Raw genomic sequence first — 16,013 nt, forward strand, 5'->3', positions numbered from 1 at the left:
CCGATCTCCGTTCGGGACGGAGACGGACGCGGCGGATGGGGGCGGACGAGGGCGGGCGGGGGCGGAGATTCGGATCTCGTGGCCGAGCCGGCCGTCCCGCCGAGGACGGGAGGACGGCCGGCGTGGATCCCCTCAGCCGGTGGCACCTTCCGCGCCGACGGCCGCGCTCTCCAGCAGCGGGTGCGCGTCGAGCAGTGCCAGCAGCTCCCGCAGCCGCTCCGTCTCCTCCTCCGTCAGGGGCAGCAGCGGCGAGCGCGGCGGGCCGACCGGCCGCCCCTGGAGTTCCAGCCCTGCCTTGATCGCCCTGGGCAGGCCCTGGGCGACGATGAACCGCAGGAACGGCAGCAGCACCGCCAGCAGGTCGTCGGCCCGCTCGTGCTCGCCGCACCGTACGGCGTCGTAGAGCTCCAGGCACCAGCGAGGCAGCAGGCCCGGGGCGGCGGTGCACCAGCCGGCCGCGCCGGAGCGGAAGGCCTCCAGCGCGACCGGATTGCTGCCGTTGTACACCGACAGGGAACCTCCGGACAGTTCCCGGATGGCGCGGAAGCGCCAGACCTCGCCCGAGCTCTCCTTCACCATCGTGAGGTTGGGGATCTTCTCGGCGAGCGCGACGACGGTCTCCGGTGAGAGGTCGACCCCGCTGGTGCCCGGGTTGTTGTAGAGCATCATGGGCAGGTCGGTGGCCGCCGCCACCTCGGCGAAGTGTCGTTCGAGTTCCGCCGGGGTCAGCTTCCAGTAGGCCAGGGGCAGCATCATGATCGCGGTGGCTCCGCAGCGTTCGGCCAGGCGGGCGCGCCGTACGGTGGTCTCCGTGCTCCAGTGCGCGACGCCGACCAGTGTCGGCACCCGGCCCGCCACGGTGTGCAGCGTGGTCTCGCAGACGGCCTCCCACTCGGCCTCGCCGAGGTAGGCGCTCTCACCGGTACTGCCGAGCGGGGCGACGGCGTGGCTGCCCGCCTCCACCAGCGCGTCGGTCACCCGGCGCAGCGCCACCAGGTCGAGTTTCCCGGTGTCCGCGGCGAAGGGGGTGACCGGGTAGGAGATGATCCCCTTCAGGGGCGGGGTGGCCATCAGATCTCCGTTTCGTCCGCGAGGCAGTCGGGGTGGTTACGCAGGGCGCGGCGCGCATAGTAGGCGAAGTTGGCCTGGTTCCGCTTGGGGGTGGAGGTCCAGTCGTGGGCCTCCCGGGCGAGGGCCGGGGGCAGCGGCCTGATCGTTCCCGCGGACATGGCCAGCAGCTGCATGCGGGCGGCCCGCTCGATGAGGACCGCGAGGTTGCACGCCTCCTCGACCGTGGTCCCCGCAACGAGCTGCCCGTGGTGGGCGAGCAGGATGGCCCGCTTGTCCCCGAGGGCCGAGGAGATGATCTCGCCCTCCTCGTTGCCCACCGGCACGCCCGGCCACTCCTTCAGGAAGGCGCAGTCGTCGTACAGGGGTGTGGTGTCCATCTGGGAGATCTCCAGGGGGACCTCCAGCATGGCGAGCGTCGCCGCGTGCAGCGGGTGCGTGTGCACGATGCAGTTGACGTCCTCGCGGGCACGGTAGATCCAGGTGTGGAACCGGTTCGCGGGGTTGGGGATGCCCTCCCCCTCCAGGACGTTGAGGTCCTCGTCGACCAGCAGCAGGTTCTCTTCCGTGATCTCGTCGAATCCGAGGCCGAGCCGCTGGGTGTAGTAGGTCCCCGGCTCCTGGCCGCGCCCGGTGATCTGGCCCGCGAGCCCCGAGTCATGCCCGCCGTCGAACAGGATGCGGCAGGTCAGGGCGAGTCTCTGCCGCGTCGTCAGCTTCGAGTCGCCGAAGTGTTCGTGTATCTGCCGCGCGGCGCGGGCGATGAGCACGTCCTTCTTCTCTCGCAGTGTCTTCGCCATGTCAGCTCCTCTTCCGGGCTCCGGCGCCTCCGGTCGCCCCGTCGCCTGGCACACCAGGAAACACAGGCCACTATAGGACACCAAGTGTCATCTAGGAAATAGAGTGTCCTCACGATCCCGTCTCCGGCGCGGAGAGACCGGCGGAAAGCCGCGTATACGCTTTCTCCAAGCCGCACATCAGCCCTGTCGGCCGGGCGCGAAGGGAACACAAGGTGATCAACCGGGTACGGCAGCTGCGCAAGGAGCGGCTGATGACCCTTGAGGCCCTCGCGGAACGCGCCGGAGTGACCAAGAGCTACCTGTCCAAGGTCGAACGCGGCCAGAGCACACCGTCCATCGCCGTGAGCGTGGCGCTCGCGCGGGCGCTCGACGTCCACCTCGACAGGCTCTTCGTGGACTCCGAGCAGCTGAGCGACGTCACGGTCACCCGGGCGGGGGAACGGCACCCGCTCACCCCTGACCAGGAGACCGGTTCCCGCTACGAGGGCATCGCGCTCCAGGCCGGCGCCAAACGGATGACGCCGTTCATGCTGTACCCCCCGCACGACGCCCGCCGCGTCCCCTTCCGGGACCACCACGGCGAGGAGTTCCTCTTCGTCCACGAGGGACGGGCCGAACTCCTCTTCCCGTCCTACTCCGTCGAACTCGCGCCGGGCGACTCCGTTTACTTCAGGGCCACGACCCCGCACAAGGTCCGCTCCCTGAGCAGCACCCGCGCCTCCGTACTGCTCCTGATCTGCGGCGACGAGGCCGCCTCGGACAACCCCCACGCGGACCTGCCCTGACCCTCCGCCCCCTCGGATGCCCCCTCGGATGCCCCGGTGGCATCCCGCGGCGGGTCCCGGCTGCGCCGGGGAGAAAACCGGTTTCCCGCCCGCACCGGCTTCAATACACTCGCCACGAACGGCGCGCCGCCCAGGCCATCGCGGCGCGCGTTGTGACGAGAGAGGGGAGCCGGCCGTGCGTCACAGCACCGCTGCGATCGTCCCCCCGTCACGGCACGAGGTGATCCTGGTGTCTTCGCCGGCCCGGTGTCCGCTGCGCGGCCGACACCGGACGTCCTCCTGACGACCACCTGATCCCCGTCCGCCCGGCACCGGGATCCCCGGCCGGGCGTGTCCCGACGCGGTCACACCGCACGAGGGTTCTCCGTAGCCCGGCCCCGGGCCGTTTCGTCAGGTAATCGCGCTGTCCTGTCCGGATCCCCGAGAAGGGCCGTAGGCCGTGCGCACCGACCCGCACCGTCATCTCACCGACCAGTTGAACGGCGTCCGCAACCTGGGCATCCTCGCCCACGTCGACGCCGGCAAGACCACCGTGACCGAGCGGATCCTGTACGTCACCGGCGCCACCCACAAGCGTGGCGAGGTGCATGACGGGACGACCGTCACCGACTTCGACTCCCAGGAGCGCGACCGTGGGATCACCATCTTCGCCGCGGCGGTGAGCTGCGTCTGGGACGGTCACCGGATCAACCTGATCGACACCCCGGGCCACGTCGACTTCTCCGACGAGGTGGAGCGCTCGCTGCGTGTGCTCGACGGCGCGATCGCGGTCTTCGACGGCGTCGCGGGAGTCGAGCCGCAGAGCGAGTCGGTGTGGCGGCGGGCCGACCGGTACGGCGTGCCGCGAATCGCCTTCGTCAACAAACTCGACCGCGCCGGAGCCGACCTCGACACGGCCGTCCAGTCGATCCGGGAGCGGTTGCACGCGACCCCGCTGGTGGTCCAGCTGCCGATCGGGCGGGAGGAGGCGTTCGCCGGAGTGGTGGATCTGCTGCGGATGCGGGCGCTGCTCTGGGCCGGCGGCGCGTTCACGGAGGGTCCGGTGCCGGACGCCCTGCTGGAGGAGGCGCAGCGGCGTCGCCGGGTGCTGGAGGAGACGGTGGCCGAACTGCACCCCGTCGCGCTGGAGGAGTTCTGCGCGGGGTCGGCGATCTCCGCGCGGACGCTGGCCGCCGTACTGCGCGACCTGACCCGTACGGGTGAGGGCGTAGTGGTGACGTGCGGATCGGCCTACCGTGACCGCGGGATCGAGCCGCTGCTGGACGCCGTCGTGTCCTACCTGCCCTCGCCGCTGGACGTGCCCGCGGTACGCGGCACCCGGGACGGCACGCCGCAGGAACGCGCCGCCGACCCTGCGGCGCCGTTCGCCGCGCTGGTGTTCAAGGTGAACTCGACCGCCACCGGGCGGCTGACCTACGTGCGCGTGTACTCGGGAACGGTACGGAAGGGGGACACGGTGCTGGACGCCGGAACGGGGCGCACCGAGCGGATCGGCCGGATCCTGCGCGTGCAGGCCGACCGGCACACCGAGGTGGACCGGGCGGTGGCCGGGGACATCGTCGCGGTGGTCGGGCTGAAGACGTCCCGCACCGGGACCACCCTGTGCGCGCCCACGGCGCCGCTGCTCCTCGAACCGCCGGCCGCGACCGATCCGGTGGTCTCCGTGGCGGTCGAGGCGCGCACCGGCGCCGACGCCGACCGGTTGGCGGCGGTGCTGGCGCGGCTGGCCGAGGAGGATCCCTCGCTGGTCGTCCGGACCGACACCGAGACCGGTCAGACCGTGCTTTCGGAGATGGGCGAGCTGCATCTGGAGGTCGCGGTGGAGAAGATCCGCCGTGCCCACGGGCTGGAGGTCGGCGTGGGCCGGCCGCAGGTGGCCCACAGGGAGACGGTCGCCGCGGGGGTGTCCGGGCTGCTGTACCGGCACGTCAAACAGGACGGAGGTGCCGGACAGTTCGCCCATGTCGTTCTCGACGTGGACCCGCTGGAGGCCGCCCAGGACGCCCAGGCCGCTCAGGACGCTCAGGACGCCGGTGACGGCGCGGCGGGATTCGTGTTCCGCTCGACCGTCGTCGGCGGACGGGTTCCCCGGGAGTACGTCCGGGCGGTGGAGGCCGGTTGCCGGGACGCCCTGGCCGAGGGTCCTCTCGGCGGCCACCCGGTGACGGGCCTGCGGGTCACACTGACCGACGGGGCCACCCATCCCAAGGACTCCTCCGAGCTCGCGTTCCGGGCGGCCGGCCGGTTCGCGCTGCGGGAGGCCCTGCGCGCATGCCGGATGGTGCTGCTGGAACCGGTGGTCGAGGTCACGGTCGCCGTGCCCGAGGACGCCGCGGGCGGGGTGCTCGGCGACCTGGCGGCACGGCGCGGCCGGATCCTGGGCACGAGCGCGAGGACGGGCACGGTGGTGATCACCGCGATCGTTCCGCTGGCCGAGGTGTTCGGCTACGCGACCCGGCTGCGCAGCCGGACCCAGGGCCGGGGAACCTTCACCACCCGGGCCGCCGGTCACGCCCCGGCACCGGGCGCGGCGTCCGGCGGGGAACCGTCCCGGTAGGCCCCGGCGAGGCCCGCCCGTACCCGGGCGGGCCTCGCCGGTCGGCTTCTCGGCACGCGGGTCCCGCGGGCACGGTGATCCCGAATTCCGTGTGCCGCGAGGGCCTTCCCGGCATGATTTCTTACCATCACCATTGCCACATAAGGGACATGTCTATCAATGGCAGCCGGTGATTGTTCGACCGTGCCCACCCAGCCGGTCCTGCCTGCTCCGATACCTAAGCGACCGATCTAGAACTTTCATCTTGACGGGAATTCGAACACCGGTGAGCATGGAATATCCAATCCGGTTCTCCTTCGCGGGAAAAACAGCATTCCGGTCAATGGCGATCCCAGGAGTGTGAATTCTCGCTCACGACGCTAGCAGGGCGATGGGTGCCGACTTCAGCGACAGAGACCAGAAATCCGAAGGCCACTTCAACGAACTGGGCGGGACCGTGCTGGGGCCGGCCCTTCAGGCTCGCGACGTCCACGGCGGCGTCCATCTGCACCAGACGTCCACCCCCATGCCGAGGCCGAGCCAGCTGCCGGCGAGCCACCTCCTCGTCGATCGCGCCGAGGCACTCGCCCTGCTGGACGACATGCGTTCCGGCCACGACGGGGCGGGCACGCCCAAGGTCGCGGTGGTCAGCGGCCCGGCGGGGATCGGCAAGACGGCCGTGGCGTTGCACTGGGCGCACCGGGAGCGCGGCGCGTTCCCGGACGGACAGCTCTTCGCCGACCTGCGGGGGCACGCCGACGACGACCCCGTACCGCCCGCGGAGATCCTGGGGCGGTTCATCCGCGCGTTCGGGATGGCGCCCGACCGCATCCCCGCGGGCCTGGCGGAGCGTTCGGCGCTCTACCGGTCGCTGGTGAGCGAGTGTCATCTGATCGTCGTGCTGGACAACGCCTTCTCAGCCGCCCAGGTGATCCCCCTGCTGCCCGCCTCGGCGAACAGCGTCACGATCGTCACGAGCCGGTCGCGCCTCGCCGGCCTGCTGATGCGCGGCGCGCGGGGAGTCCGGCTCGACCAGCTCAGCACGGACGCGGCACTGGAGTTACTGGAACGGGCCGTCGGCGACGACCGGGTACGGAACGACCGGGACACCGCCGTGAAGCTGGTCGAGCTGTGCGCCCGGCTGCCTCTCGCCCTGTGCGTCGCCGCCGCCCGGCTGGCCACCAGACCACGCTGGCCCCTGTCCGAGATGGTGGACGCCCTCGCCCACGAACGGCGGCGGCTGGCCGAGTTGTCGGTCGAGGCCAACATGACGATCCAGGCGGCCCTCATGCTCTCCTACCACCATCTCTCGCCCGACGAGGCGACACGTGTCTACAGACTTCTCGGGCTCTTCCCCGGCACCACCTTCGACAGCTGGGCGGCCGCCGCCACGGTCGCGCTCCCGCGCGCCCAGGTCCGGCCGCTGCTGGAGATCTTGACGGACGCCAACCTGCTCGACGACGCGCCGGGGGGCGGCTACCGCTTCCACGACCTGACCCGGCTGCACGCCCGGGAGCTGGCCGAGCAGCACGAAACCGAGACCACCCGCGAACAGACCCTGCGAAGGGCACTGGACTGGTTCCTGTGCACCGCCGCGACCGTGAACCAGGTGGTCATGCCCTACCGCCGCGTCATCCGTGACGCGGTGGTCCACGAACCCGCGGAACCCCTCACGTTCACCGGCCCGGCACAGGCGCTCGACTGGCTCGAAGTCGAGTTCCACAACCTCAGGGCCGCCGTACGCACCGCCTTCGAACGCGAGCTGTTCCCCACGACATGGCAGCTGGTGGACGCGTTGTGGCCGCTGTTCCTCTACCGCGGCCATCACGCCGAACGGCTGGAGATCGACAGGCTGGGCCTGGCGGCGGCACGTGCCTGCTCGGACTCACCCGCCGAGGCCAAGATGCTGAACCGGACCGGTCTGGCACTCCGCGCCCTGGGCCACCTGGACGAGGCCGCCGACGACTTCCGCCGGGCACTGGACATCTGGCGCCGTGAGGGGAACCCGCGGCGGATGTCGGGGAGCCGGCACCGGCTGGGGCTGGTCGAGATGGACCGGGGACACGTCGAGGAGGCCGTCGTGCTCTTCCAGGAGTCGCTCGACGGTTACCGCGCGACGGGTGAACCGCGCAAGGTCGCCATCCTGCTGTGCGACCTCGGCAACGCGCTGACCGAGAGAGGACACACGGCGGAGGCCGTCACCTGCCTGACGGAGGCCGAAGAACTGCTCGTCGCGGAGGCCGATCCGTACAACCGGACACGGGCCCTCATCCTCCTCGGCAGGGCCCGGGCCGGGGAACCGGAGACGGCGGCCGATCTCATCACCCGAGGGCTGGAGGAGATGCGGCGGATCGGTTCCGAGACCGGCCAGGCGCAGGCTCTGCAGGCGTTGGGGGACCTCGCCCTGCGAGACCGCCGCGCAGAGGACGCGCGGAACCTCTACGAGGAGGCACAGCGGATCCTCGTACGGCGCGGCGCGCGCAGCAGGCAGCTGGACGACCGGTTGACGCGGCTGGACGGCACCTGACTCGGGCACCGGGCGACCGGCGCTCAGACATCCCAGCGCCCGACGACGGTACAGGGCGCGTACGAGGCCCTCAGCGCGGACAGTTCCTCGCGGGTCAGCGACGCCGTGACCGGCGCGGAGTGCCCGATCTTCCAGCCCGCGTGCACCACCGCCGCCTGCAACGCCAGGACCGGGTCACCCGTACCGCTCCAGAAGTGCAGAAAGGTGGCGAACAGCACGTCCCCCGCCCCGGAGGTGTTGACGACCCTCCGGGGCGTCACCGCCTCCACCCTGACGAGCGTTCCCTCCCTCGTACCGAGAAGAGCCCCCCGCGCCCCCAGGCCGACCCCCACCATCCGGCAACGCGGATAGCGGCCGAACATCTTCGCCAGCCACCTCTCCGGCGGATCCGGAAGGCGTTCGTGGCTGCAGAAGACGAGCTGGGCGTTCTCAAGCCACGGACGGTTGTAGACGCTGTCGAGATCGGCTATGAGGTGGACGTCCACGGCGATGGGGACGCCGAGCCGGGCCGCGGGCTCCACCAGGTCCCGGACGAACTTCGCGTTCGTCAGGATCAGCAGGTCCGCTCCGCGGGCACCCGACTCAAGCAGGCCCGCAGGATAGGCGACACCGTTCACGGGCGTCAGATGGGGAAACCCCATGCGGCGGCCGTCGGGCCCGACGAGCGTCACACCCGCCGACGACTCGGCCCCCTCGATGACCCCCGGGCCGAGCAGGCCCTCCCGGCCGAGCTCCGCCGCTATTCCGAGACCGGGCAGGTCACGGCCGACCACGGTGCACAGGTGAACGTCGTCACCCAGTGTCTTCAGGGTCCGCGCGATGTGCCCCGCGGCCCCGGACACTCCGGTGGCGAGCCAGCGCGGCGACGAGGTGGAGGCGTACCGCACCGGGAACTCCCCCACGCCGACCGACATGTAGAAGCTGACGGCGCCCGCGACGACCATCTTCCTGGTCATGTGGATGATCCTCCGACGTCCTGGAGGAGGCGGCGGACCGGCTCGAACCGTGCCCGGCCGGCCGCCTCCAGCGTGCCGGGCAGACCCGTGGAGGAGCCGGTGTACCGGCCGACGATCACCGATGCGGTGCCCAGGCCGTCGAGCGGCATCCGGGCGGCCTGCCAGCCGTACAGGAAGGATCCGCAGAGCGTCGGCCACGTGTCCTCGCCGACGGCCCCGGTGATCGTGACGAGCCCTCCGTCGCGCAGCCCGGCCAGGCAGCCGTGCGCCCGCCCGCCGACCGCGACCTCGCAGCCCGGATACCGGTCGAGGACGTCCGACACGTCGCCCGCCGCGACGCCCGCCGGCACCCCCGGGTCCACGAGCCCCCCTGGGGCCACGAGCACGTCCGGGGCCACGAGCACGTCCGCGACCTCGTACCGGTCCCGGTCGGCGGGGTCGCCGAGACGTGCGGCGACATGCGTTCCGCCGAAGACCCTCGCGCCGGGCGGCGCACCGTGGCACCGGCGTCCCCGGGCGAGAAACATGACATGGGGCTCGCGGACCGGCCCCTCCCCGGGTGTAACCAGGAACGCCGGCGTTCCCGGCCGTGGCACGGCGGGTCCCGGGCGGGTGGGGAGCCGTTCCACCGCGAGAACGCGCTCAAGTCTGAACAGGTGGACTGTGACGAGCCTGCCGGACACGGGACTCCTCCGCTCTCCTCGATCCGCTCCGTTCACGTGGCGAGATGGGGCACCGGTACCGGCACGGTCACGGGGACGGTCTCGGGCTGCCGCAGGTCCAGTAACCGGTAGATGAGACGGCGCATGTTGCGGTCGAACCGGCCCGGCGCCGAGGTGATCTGCTCCGTGACGGCCCGGTAGCGGCCCGGCCGCATCTCGCCGGCGGCCCTGTCGAGCTGGTCACGCAGCGAGCCGCGCCTGGAGACCCGCGGGGCGACGGCCGCCAGCCTCGCGAGCGCGGAGGCCGGATCGACGTCCGCGTGCGGGAAACCGGCCAGCATCACCGGTTTCCCGGTGGCCGCGCCGTACAGGCTCGCCGACCCGTGGTCGCCGATGACCCAGTCGGCCGCGGCGAGGACCGCGCGCCAGTCCGCCTCGGGCGGCACCAGGCTCAGTCCACCTCGCAGACACTCGGCGAGCCAGGTGCGCACCTGCCAGATGCCGTGACCGAACCAGACGTTGGGATGGAAGAGCGCCACGACGCGGAACTCCTTGCGCGGCAGCTCGGCGAGCAGGCGGGGCAGCAGGCCGGAGTGCCTGCCGAACAGCGACTGCGGCCCCCAGGTCGAGGTGACCACGACCAGTTTCTGGTTCGGGCCGACCTTCAGCGCCCGGCGGTAGGAACCACGATGCGGCAGGCTGGCGATCAGCCTGTCGTACGACGAGTCGCCGACGACCTCCGCCACCGGGAGCGCCTGCGGGCACGTCCGGCCCAGCCGTCCGAGTTCGGCCTCGTGCGGGAGGACGATCGCCGCGGGCAGCACGGCGCCGTCGCGCATCAGCCGCTGGGCGTCGAGCCCGTACGGCACGCGGTCTTCCCCGGCGGATCCGTCCCTCGCGGGCACCAGTTTGTTGAAGCCCGCGCCGTGCGGCATGACGATCAACGGCGCGTGGATCTCGTGAACCGCCCCCAGGCTCGCCGCGACGGCAAGATCGAATTTCTGCTGCGTCGCCTGGAGCCAGGGCAGCGCGACCGCGCCCAGACCACCGATGAACTGTGCCACCCCGTTGCTGAAGACGTCCGGAGCCATGGTGAACACGACCTGAATCCTCAGGTCGGACTCGACCAGACGGGCCGTGTCCAGCAGCCGCTGTCCCGACGTGACGGTGTGGACGACCACCAGAACCGTCTTGCAGTCCCTGCGCGTCACCCATCGGCGAGCGTCCAGCCCGACCGGGACCCTGCTCCATTCGTGATCAGACATTTCTCTCCCCGTTCCCTTGGATTCATTCGGCCTTGGGCTGTGGGCGCAGCCCACCAACCAAGAGCGTCACCGCCCGACCTTGCGGAAACCCTTGCGGCTGCCTTGCCGAAGTCCTGCAAGCCCTCAGGGCGAATAACACACGGGACGGAAGGGGCTTCTCGGCGCTGGATTCGACTAAATTTCGATGAAAAAATGTCGGCGGATGCTCACGCCCTCGGAAAAGGGGCTCGAATGGAATTCCGCATTCTCGGTCCAGTCGAGTTTTGGTCCAGAGAGCAACGCCACGACCTGGGGTGGGCCAGGGAACGCCACGTTTTGGCCATCCTGCTCATGACTCCGGGCAAGCCGGTAACCGCCGAGTCGCTCGTCCACAAGGTGTGGGACGACAGTCCGCCCGCCACGGCCAGGGACCGGCTGTACAGCCACGTCGCCCGGCTGAGAGGCCGTCTCCACGACGTGGGGGACGCCGTGCGCCTGCGGCATCACGCCGGGGCGTACCTTCTTGAGATCGACCCGGAGAACATCGACTACCACCGGTTCCGTGCGCTTCGTTCACAGGCTCGGGAGATGCGGGAGAACGGCGACGCCGAGCACGCCTCCCGGCTGTACCGTGAGGCGAGCGCGCTGCGGCGGGGAGAACCGCTGGCGGGCCTGCCGGGCTCGTGGGCCGCGAGAACCCGGCAGAAACTCGAAGAAGAGCTGCTCGACAGCAGGATCGAACGCATCGAACTCGAATTCCACCACGGCCTGAATTCCAATGCGGCCGCGGAACTGAACGAGCTGATCAATCGCTTTCCGTTCCACGAGAAACTCGTCGAGTTGCTCATGCTGACGCTCTACCACAACGGGCGGCAGACGGAGGCTCTTGCCGCCTACCGCCAGGCGCGCCTGTGGCTCGTCGGCGAACTCGGCGCCGAACCGGGCCCGGCGCTGCAGGCGCTGCACCACCGCATCCTCCAGGGGGATCCGACGCTCCTGCCCGCCTCCCGCCCCACCACCAGGAGAGACACCCCTCCCAACACTCTTCCCCGGGACGCCCACATCTTCACCGGACGCGCCACAGAGCTGGACCTGCTGATCGACGCGCGGGTACGGCGGGACACGGTCACCGTGCTGGCGATCGACGGCATGGCGGGGGTCGGCAAGACGGCGCTGGCCTTACACCTGGCTCATCGGCTCGCCGGCGACTATCCGGACGGGCAGCTCTACCTCGACCTGCACGGCCATGACGCCCGGCATGACGTGATGGACCCGGCGACGGCCCTGGACCGGCTCCTGCGCGAGCTCGGCATCCCCGGCAAGCTCGTGCCGAACGGCTTGGACGAGCGTGCCACGATGTGGCGGGCCGAGCTTGCCCGCCGCAAGGTGCTCATCGTCCTCGACAACGCCGCCGGGCACGACCAGATCGGCGATCTTCTCCCCGGAGCGTCCGACTGCCTCGTCGTGATCACCAGCAGGCGGCGGCTGGCCGGGCTGGACGACGTCCAGTCGTTCTCACTGGACGTCATGCCGCCCGAGGACGGGGCCACGCTTCTGCGCCGCGTCGTCGGGCCGCGGCGCGCGCTCCAGGAGGAGGGCGTCGCCTCGGTCGTACGGCTCTGCGGACACCTTCCCCTGGCGATCCAGCTGGTCGGCAACCGCCTCAAACACCGGCCCGCGTGGAGCGCCGCCGACATCGCGGAGCTGCTGGGCAGCACCGAGCGACGCCTGCCGGAGATCCGCGCGGAGAACCGCGAGATCACCGCGGCCTTCGAGCTGTCCTTCCAGGGCCTCGACGAGCGCCTGCAGCATGCGTTCTGGCGGCTGGGCCTGCATCCGGGAGCGGATCTCACCCCCGAGAGCGCGTCGGCGCTGCTGGATTCGGGCCGGGCCGAGGCCGCGAAAATTCTCGACGACCTTCTCGACCACCACCTGATCGACGAACCTCGCAGAGGCCGGTACCGCTTCCACGACCTCATCCGCGAATACGCCCTCCTGCTGTCCGACCGGGAGGCTCCAGACCAGCGCGCCGAAGTCCTCCGGCGAGCCTTCGACCACTACCTCTTCACGGCGAACGCGGCAGACCGGCTGCTCTATCCGTACCGCGCCCGCGTCCCGGCCGAGGTGCCCGGCCTGTCGCACCCACCGGCCGGGTTCGGCACCGCGGAACAGGCCCGCGCCTGGATGAACACCGAGCTGGACAACCTGATCCTCGTCACCCGCCATGCCTACGGTCACGGGTGGACGAGACACGCGGCACTGCTCGCGCACGTGATCAGCCGTCACCTGGACCTGTGGGGACACTGGGCGGAGGGAGCCGACCTCCACGAGCGCGCCGTGACAACCTGGCGCGACCTGGGCGATCTCCCAGGCCTGGCCCGTGCGCTGACCGACCTCAGCGTGGCCCGATGCCAGATCGGCCAGTACGACGAGGCGCTCCGGCTGGCGGCCGAGGCACTGGAGATCCAGCGGGGCGCCGGAGACCAGAGGGCTGTCGGCTACCTGCTCGACCACAGTGGCCTGGTGCACTGGCGCCGCTCCGAGTTCGACGTCGCCTTCGGCTACTTCGAGCAGGCCCTGTCGTCGCGTAGAACGATCGGGGACCGCCACGGCCAAGCCGACGGCCTCAACCACATTGCGTTCATCCATTGTCACCGGGGGGAGTACGCCAAGGCCATCGAGTGCCTGTGGCAGGCCTTCACCATGTACCGCGAGGACGGCGACCGGCGCGGTCAGCAGGTCACGATGAACAACATCGGCGACGTCGAGATAGAGCTCGGCCACTACGAGAAGGCGTTGCGCCACTACGAGGAGGCGGCGTCCTTCAACCCGCACATGGGCCCACAGAATGAGGCCATCTGGCTCAACAACGTTGCCAAGGCCTACCAGTTCCTGGGGCGCTACAACGACGCACTGAATTACTACCGGGAATCTCTGGAAGGACATCGCAAAATTGGCGACCGGCGGGGTGAGACCCACGCCCTGAACAACATCGGCAGTTGTCAGGCGCACATGGGGAGGGACAGGGAAGCGCTCATCCACCACCAGAAAGCCATGCACATTTCCGTCGAGTTATCGGAACGCCAGCAGGAGATCGTCGCCCTTCGGGGGATCGGTGCCGTCCACCACCGCGCCCACCGCCACGAAGCCGCCCTCGCCTGTTACGAGAAGGCACTCGGTCTCGCACGCGGCATGGGCACCACTCCCGAGGAGGCCCTCATCCTCGACGGCATGGGAACGACACTCGCCCAGGCAGGCGAGAGATCCCGGGCGGAGGAGTGCTGGAGACGGGCGCTCGACCTGTATGATCACCTCGGGGTCGCCGAAGCCAGGGAACTCAGGGCACGGCTCGCCGGCCAAGGGAGCGCAGCTCAGTCGTAGGGGTGGCGGACGACGCCCAGAAGAAGATTCTGTCGGGCCACATCGAATTTGGAACGATCGAAGGGCCCAAAAGGCAGCCCAGGACTTCACAAATACCCCAAAAAAACGAAAATCGACTTTCTTCCCAAACCTCTTCCGGGGAGCGCTGTCTCATGTCAAGATTCCCTGGATACGACGGATGTAAGGTTCGGGCAGTCGCCCGACGGCCGTTCGTTAGTTAGGAAAGTTGATGAAGGAAAAGTTCTTCGCCCTTCCTGCAGTAGGCCTCGCATACATATTCATGACCTACGTGCTCCATGCCAAGGACTCCATGGGCATCTGAAGGGCGGATGAGAATACTCTCCGGGGGGAGGCGCCCGCCGTGCCTCCCCCGTTTCACACTCCGGGAGGAGATCTCACCTCCCGCCTGACCGTACCGGCACGACTCCCGGCCCCAGACCCTTGAACCCGCGGCGGACGGCCTCCATAGCAAGCAGGCAGTAAATCACCGTGCTCACTCCCGTCGGTGACGATCTTCGGAGTCCCGCGCAGCCGTACGCCTGAATCGAATCCCCGCCTCAGGACACCGGTGCCCTGCCCTCGTGGAGGTAGAGCGCGTGGCCCGTGGACAGGGCGGTGAGCGCGGCTCGCAGTCGCGGGCGCATGTGGTCTCGCACGAGTGTCAGGGCCACATCCACGTGGAAGAACCCGACCGCCGCCATTTCCGGATCGGTAGGCGCGAACGTCCGGTCGCCGACAACTCCGCCGTCGAAGACGAAGCAGATCTGGTCCGTGGAGGTCACGGAAGCCAGCCTCGCGGGGCCATGCTGTTCGTGCCGGGTCAGGTGACGTACGGCGGGAGCAGACGTTCGGCGGTGGCGCTCACCTCGGCGACCTCCCTCACACTCAGCGTCGCCGGTTGCCGGGTGATCCAGCCGCGCACCTGGGAGGCGCGCAGCAGCGGCACGCCGGACGCCTTCGCCACCCGCAGCAACGGCATGTTGGCCCCGTGGACGGCCACCACGGGAACAACGGTGACGGGACGCCCGAGCCCCCGGGTGAGGGTGTCGGCCACCCGTCCCGCCTCGTAGACCACGGACCTGACGATCTGCCCGCCGGAGGCGCCGCCGACCCTGACCGAGCGCCCGCGCCGGACCAGGCGTTTTCCTCGGTGCCAGTTCTTGGTGTCCACCACGAAGACGCCCGTCGTCCCGATCACCAGGTGGTCGATGTTGGCCCTGCCGCTCGGCAGGGCTCGGTCGTGCAGGACGGTGTATCCGTGCCGCCCCAGCGGGCGCAGCATCCTGGCGGTGCGCCGCTCCCCGATCGCCCCCTTACGCCAGGTTCGTACCGCCTCGTGCTGATGCCAGCGGTACGCCGTGTCGGCGACCCCGACCACCACCGCGACCACCAGGGCCGCCGCCCAGCCCCACAGCCATCCCACCACGACCGCGCTCACCAGCACGAGTCCCGCCCGCAGCAGCAGACGCCGGGTCCGCCCCTCGGCGATCCTTGCCCGGTACTGCGCGTACGCCGAGGCACCCGCACCGGCCGTACGGGATGGGCGGAAGAACATCGAAGGGACCTCCGGGGGGAACGGGAACAGACCTGACATGTCACTTCCGGCTGCCGGAAAGAAGCCAACCGGCCTCATCGAACAGGCGAAAACGCGCGCCCAAGAATATTCCCGAAAAATGTATACCGATCACCGGCGACAGATGGAGGCGGGTTCTGGATCGACCATAGTCATATATCTGGGACCGACCATTCCCCCTGCCAGGAGGTGAGCACTTTCCTCGTGTACCACCGGAGCACGAACCCGGCGGATTCGCGAGTACGGTCAGCCATCGACCATGGAAGCGGCCGCCTGGAAAGGAGCGCGGGTACGGACGTCGAGGTCGCCGTCGGCCGTGGCGCCACCGCATGGGACGGTCCGGCCACCGTATTTCCGCGGTGTGCGCTGCGATGACTTTCATGATCTACATCACGGAGGCCGCAGAATTGGTCAAAGCCGCCACGGGAAATGACCATTGATCCATGCGAAGATAAGGGACCTGCCACCCGCAAGGCCACCG

The 16,013-nt window shown here is 69.9% G+C and carries 11 protein-coding genes; 4 read left to right on the forward strand and 7 right to left on the reverse strand.

The features are described from left to right. Positions 1-132: 132 nt before the first annotated feature. Complete coding sequence (locus tag AB0N02_RS25780; protein ID WP_363951309.1) at positions 133-1,071, reverse strand: dihydrodipicolinate synthase family protein; 939 nt, start codon at positions 1,069-1,071, stop codon at positions 133-135. Beyond that, on the reverse strand, positions 1,071-1,868 hold the full coding sequence (locus AB0N02_RS25785; protein ID WP_363951311.1) for an aldolase: 798 nt from the start codon (positions 1,866-1,868) through the stop codon (positions 1,071-1,073). The genes AB0N02_RS25780 and AB0N02_RS25785 overlap by 1 nt, the downstream gene beginning before the upstream one ends. A 212-nt stretch (positions 1,869-2,080) precedes the next feature. On the opposite strand from AB0N02_RS25785, the gene AB0N02_RS25790 reads away from it, so the two are divergent. The 3 genes from AB0N02_RS25790 to AB0N02_RS25800 all read left to right on the forward strand — a co-directional run bounded on the left by AB0N02_RS25790 (position 2,081) and on the right by AB0N02_RS25800 (position 7,716). Further along, positions 2,081-2,653, forward strand: coding sequence for an XRE family transcriptional regulator (locus AB0N02_RS25790; protein ID WP_363951313.1), 573 nt, complete (start codon positions 2,081-2,083; stop codon positions 2,651-2,653). A gap of 439 nt (positions 2,654-3,092) precedes the next feature. Then, the gene (gene fusA / locus AB0N02_RS25795; protein WP_363951315.1) at positions 3,093-5,210 is read left to right on the forward strand and encodes an elongation factor G; all 2,118 of its coding nucleotides are present in this window, start codon (positions 3,093-3,095) and stop codon (positions 5,208-5,210) included. A 370-nt stretch (positions 5,211-5,580) separates the two neighbouring features. Beyond that, positions 5,581-7,716: a tetratricopeptide repeat protein gene (locus AB0N02_RS25800; protein WP_363951317.1), complete on the forward strand. Its 2,136-nt coding sequence runs from the start codon at positions 5,581-5,583 to the stop codon at positions 7,714-7,716. 23 nt (positions 7,717-7,739) lie between these two features. On the opposite strand, the gene AB0N02_RS25805 is transcribed toward AB0N02_RS25800, so the two are convergent. The 3 genes from AB0N02_RS25805 to AB0N02_RS25815 form a co-directional block, all read right to left on the reverse strand. Continuing rightward, positions 7,740-8,672 (reverse strand): carbohydrate kinase family protein, encoded by a 933-nt coding sequence (locus tag AB0N02_RS25805; RefSeq protein ID WP_363951319.1) that lies wholly within the window; start codon positions 8,670-8,672, stop codon positions 7,740-7,742. Beyond that, positions 8,669-9,199, reverse strand: a complete 531-nt coding sequence (locus AB0N02_RS25810) for a hypothetical protein (RefSeq protein ID WP_363951321.1) — start codon at positions 9,197-9,199, stop codon at positions 8,669-8,671. Before AB0N02_RS25810 ends, AB0N02_RS25805 begins: the two co-directional genes overlap by 4 nt. Positions 9,200-9,387: 188 nt before the next feature. Beyond that, positions 9,388-10,599 carry a hypothetical protein gene (locus tag AB0N02_RS25815; RefSeq protein WP_363951323.1) on the reverse strand — a complete coding sequence of 404 codons (1,212 nt, stop codon included), beginning with the start codon at positions 10,597-10,599 and terminating at the stop codon, positions 9,388-9,390. 231 nt (positions 10,600-10,830) lie between these two features. Between AB0N02_RS25815 and AB0N02_RS25820 the strand changes: the two genes are divergently transcribed. Next, on the forward strand, positions 10,831-13,959 hold the full coding sequence (locus AB0N02_RS25820; RefSeq protein ID WP_363951325.1) for a tetratricopeptide repeat protein: 3,129 nt from the start codon (positions 10,831-10,833) through the stop codon (positions 13,957-13,959). Positions 13,960-14,516: 557 nt separating this feature from the next. Here AB0N02_RS25820 and AB0N02_RS25825 read toward each other — a convergent pair. Further along, a complete protein-coding gene (locus tag AB0N02_RS25825) occupies positions 14,517-14,741 on the reverse strand; it encodes a hypothetical protein (protein WP_363951327.1) in 225 nt (74 codons plus the stop codon). A 38-nt stretch (positions 14,742-14,779) separates the two neighbouring features. Beyond that, complete coding sequence (locus tag AB0N02_RS25830; RefSeq protein ID WP_363951329.1) at positions 14,780-15,514, reverse strand: nuclease-related domain-containing protein; 735 nt, start codon at positions 15,512-15,514, stop codon at positions 14,780-14,782. Positions 15,515-16,013 lie beyond the last annotated feature (499 nt).

Origin of the sequence: Streptosporangium sp. NPDC051022 (genome assembly GCF_040683035.1) — a bacterium.
Classification (GTDB): Bacteria; Actinomycetota; Actinomycetes; order Streptosporangiales; family Streptosporangiaceae; genus Streptosporangium.

Excerpts from the sequence above, each read along its gene's own strand:
- AB0N02_RS25780 (WP_363951309.1), bottom strand. The coding sequence starts at position 1,071 with ATGGCCACCCCGCCCCTGAAGGGGATCATCTCCTACCCGGTCACCCCC.
- AB0N02_RS25785 (WP_363951311.1), bottom strand. The coding sequence starts at position 1,868 with ATGGCGAAGACACTGCGAGAGAAGAAGGACGTGCTCATCGCCCGCGCC.
- AB0N02_RS25800 (WP_363951317.1), top strand. The coding sequence starts at position 5,581 with ATGGGTGCCGACTTCAGCGACAGAGACCAGAAATCCGAAGGCCACTTC.
- AB0N02_RS25805 (WP_363951319.1), bottom strand. The coding sequence starts at position 8,672 with ATGACCAGGAAGATGGTCGTCGCGGGCGCCGTCAGCTTCTACATGTCG.
- AB0N02_RS25810 (WP_363951321.1), bottom strand. The coding sequence starts at position 9,199 with ATGTTTCTCGCCCGGGGACGCCGGTGCCACGGTGCGCCGCCCGGCGCG.
- AB0N02_RS25815 (WP_363951323.1), bottom strand. The coding sequence starts at position 10,599 with ATGTCTGATCACGAATGGAGCAGGGTCCCGGTCGGGCTGGACGCTCGC.
- AB0N02_RS25820 (WP_363951325.1), top strand. The coding sequence starts at position 10,831 with ATGGAATTCCGCATTCTCGGTCCAGTCGAGTTTTGGTCCAGAGAGCAA.
- AB0N02_RS25830 (WP_363951329.1), bottom strand. The coding sequence starts at position 15,514 with ATGTTCTTCCGCCCATCCCGTACGGCCGGTGCGGGTGCCTCGGCGTAC.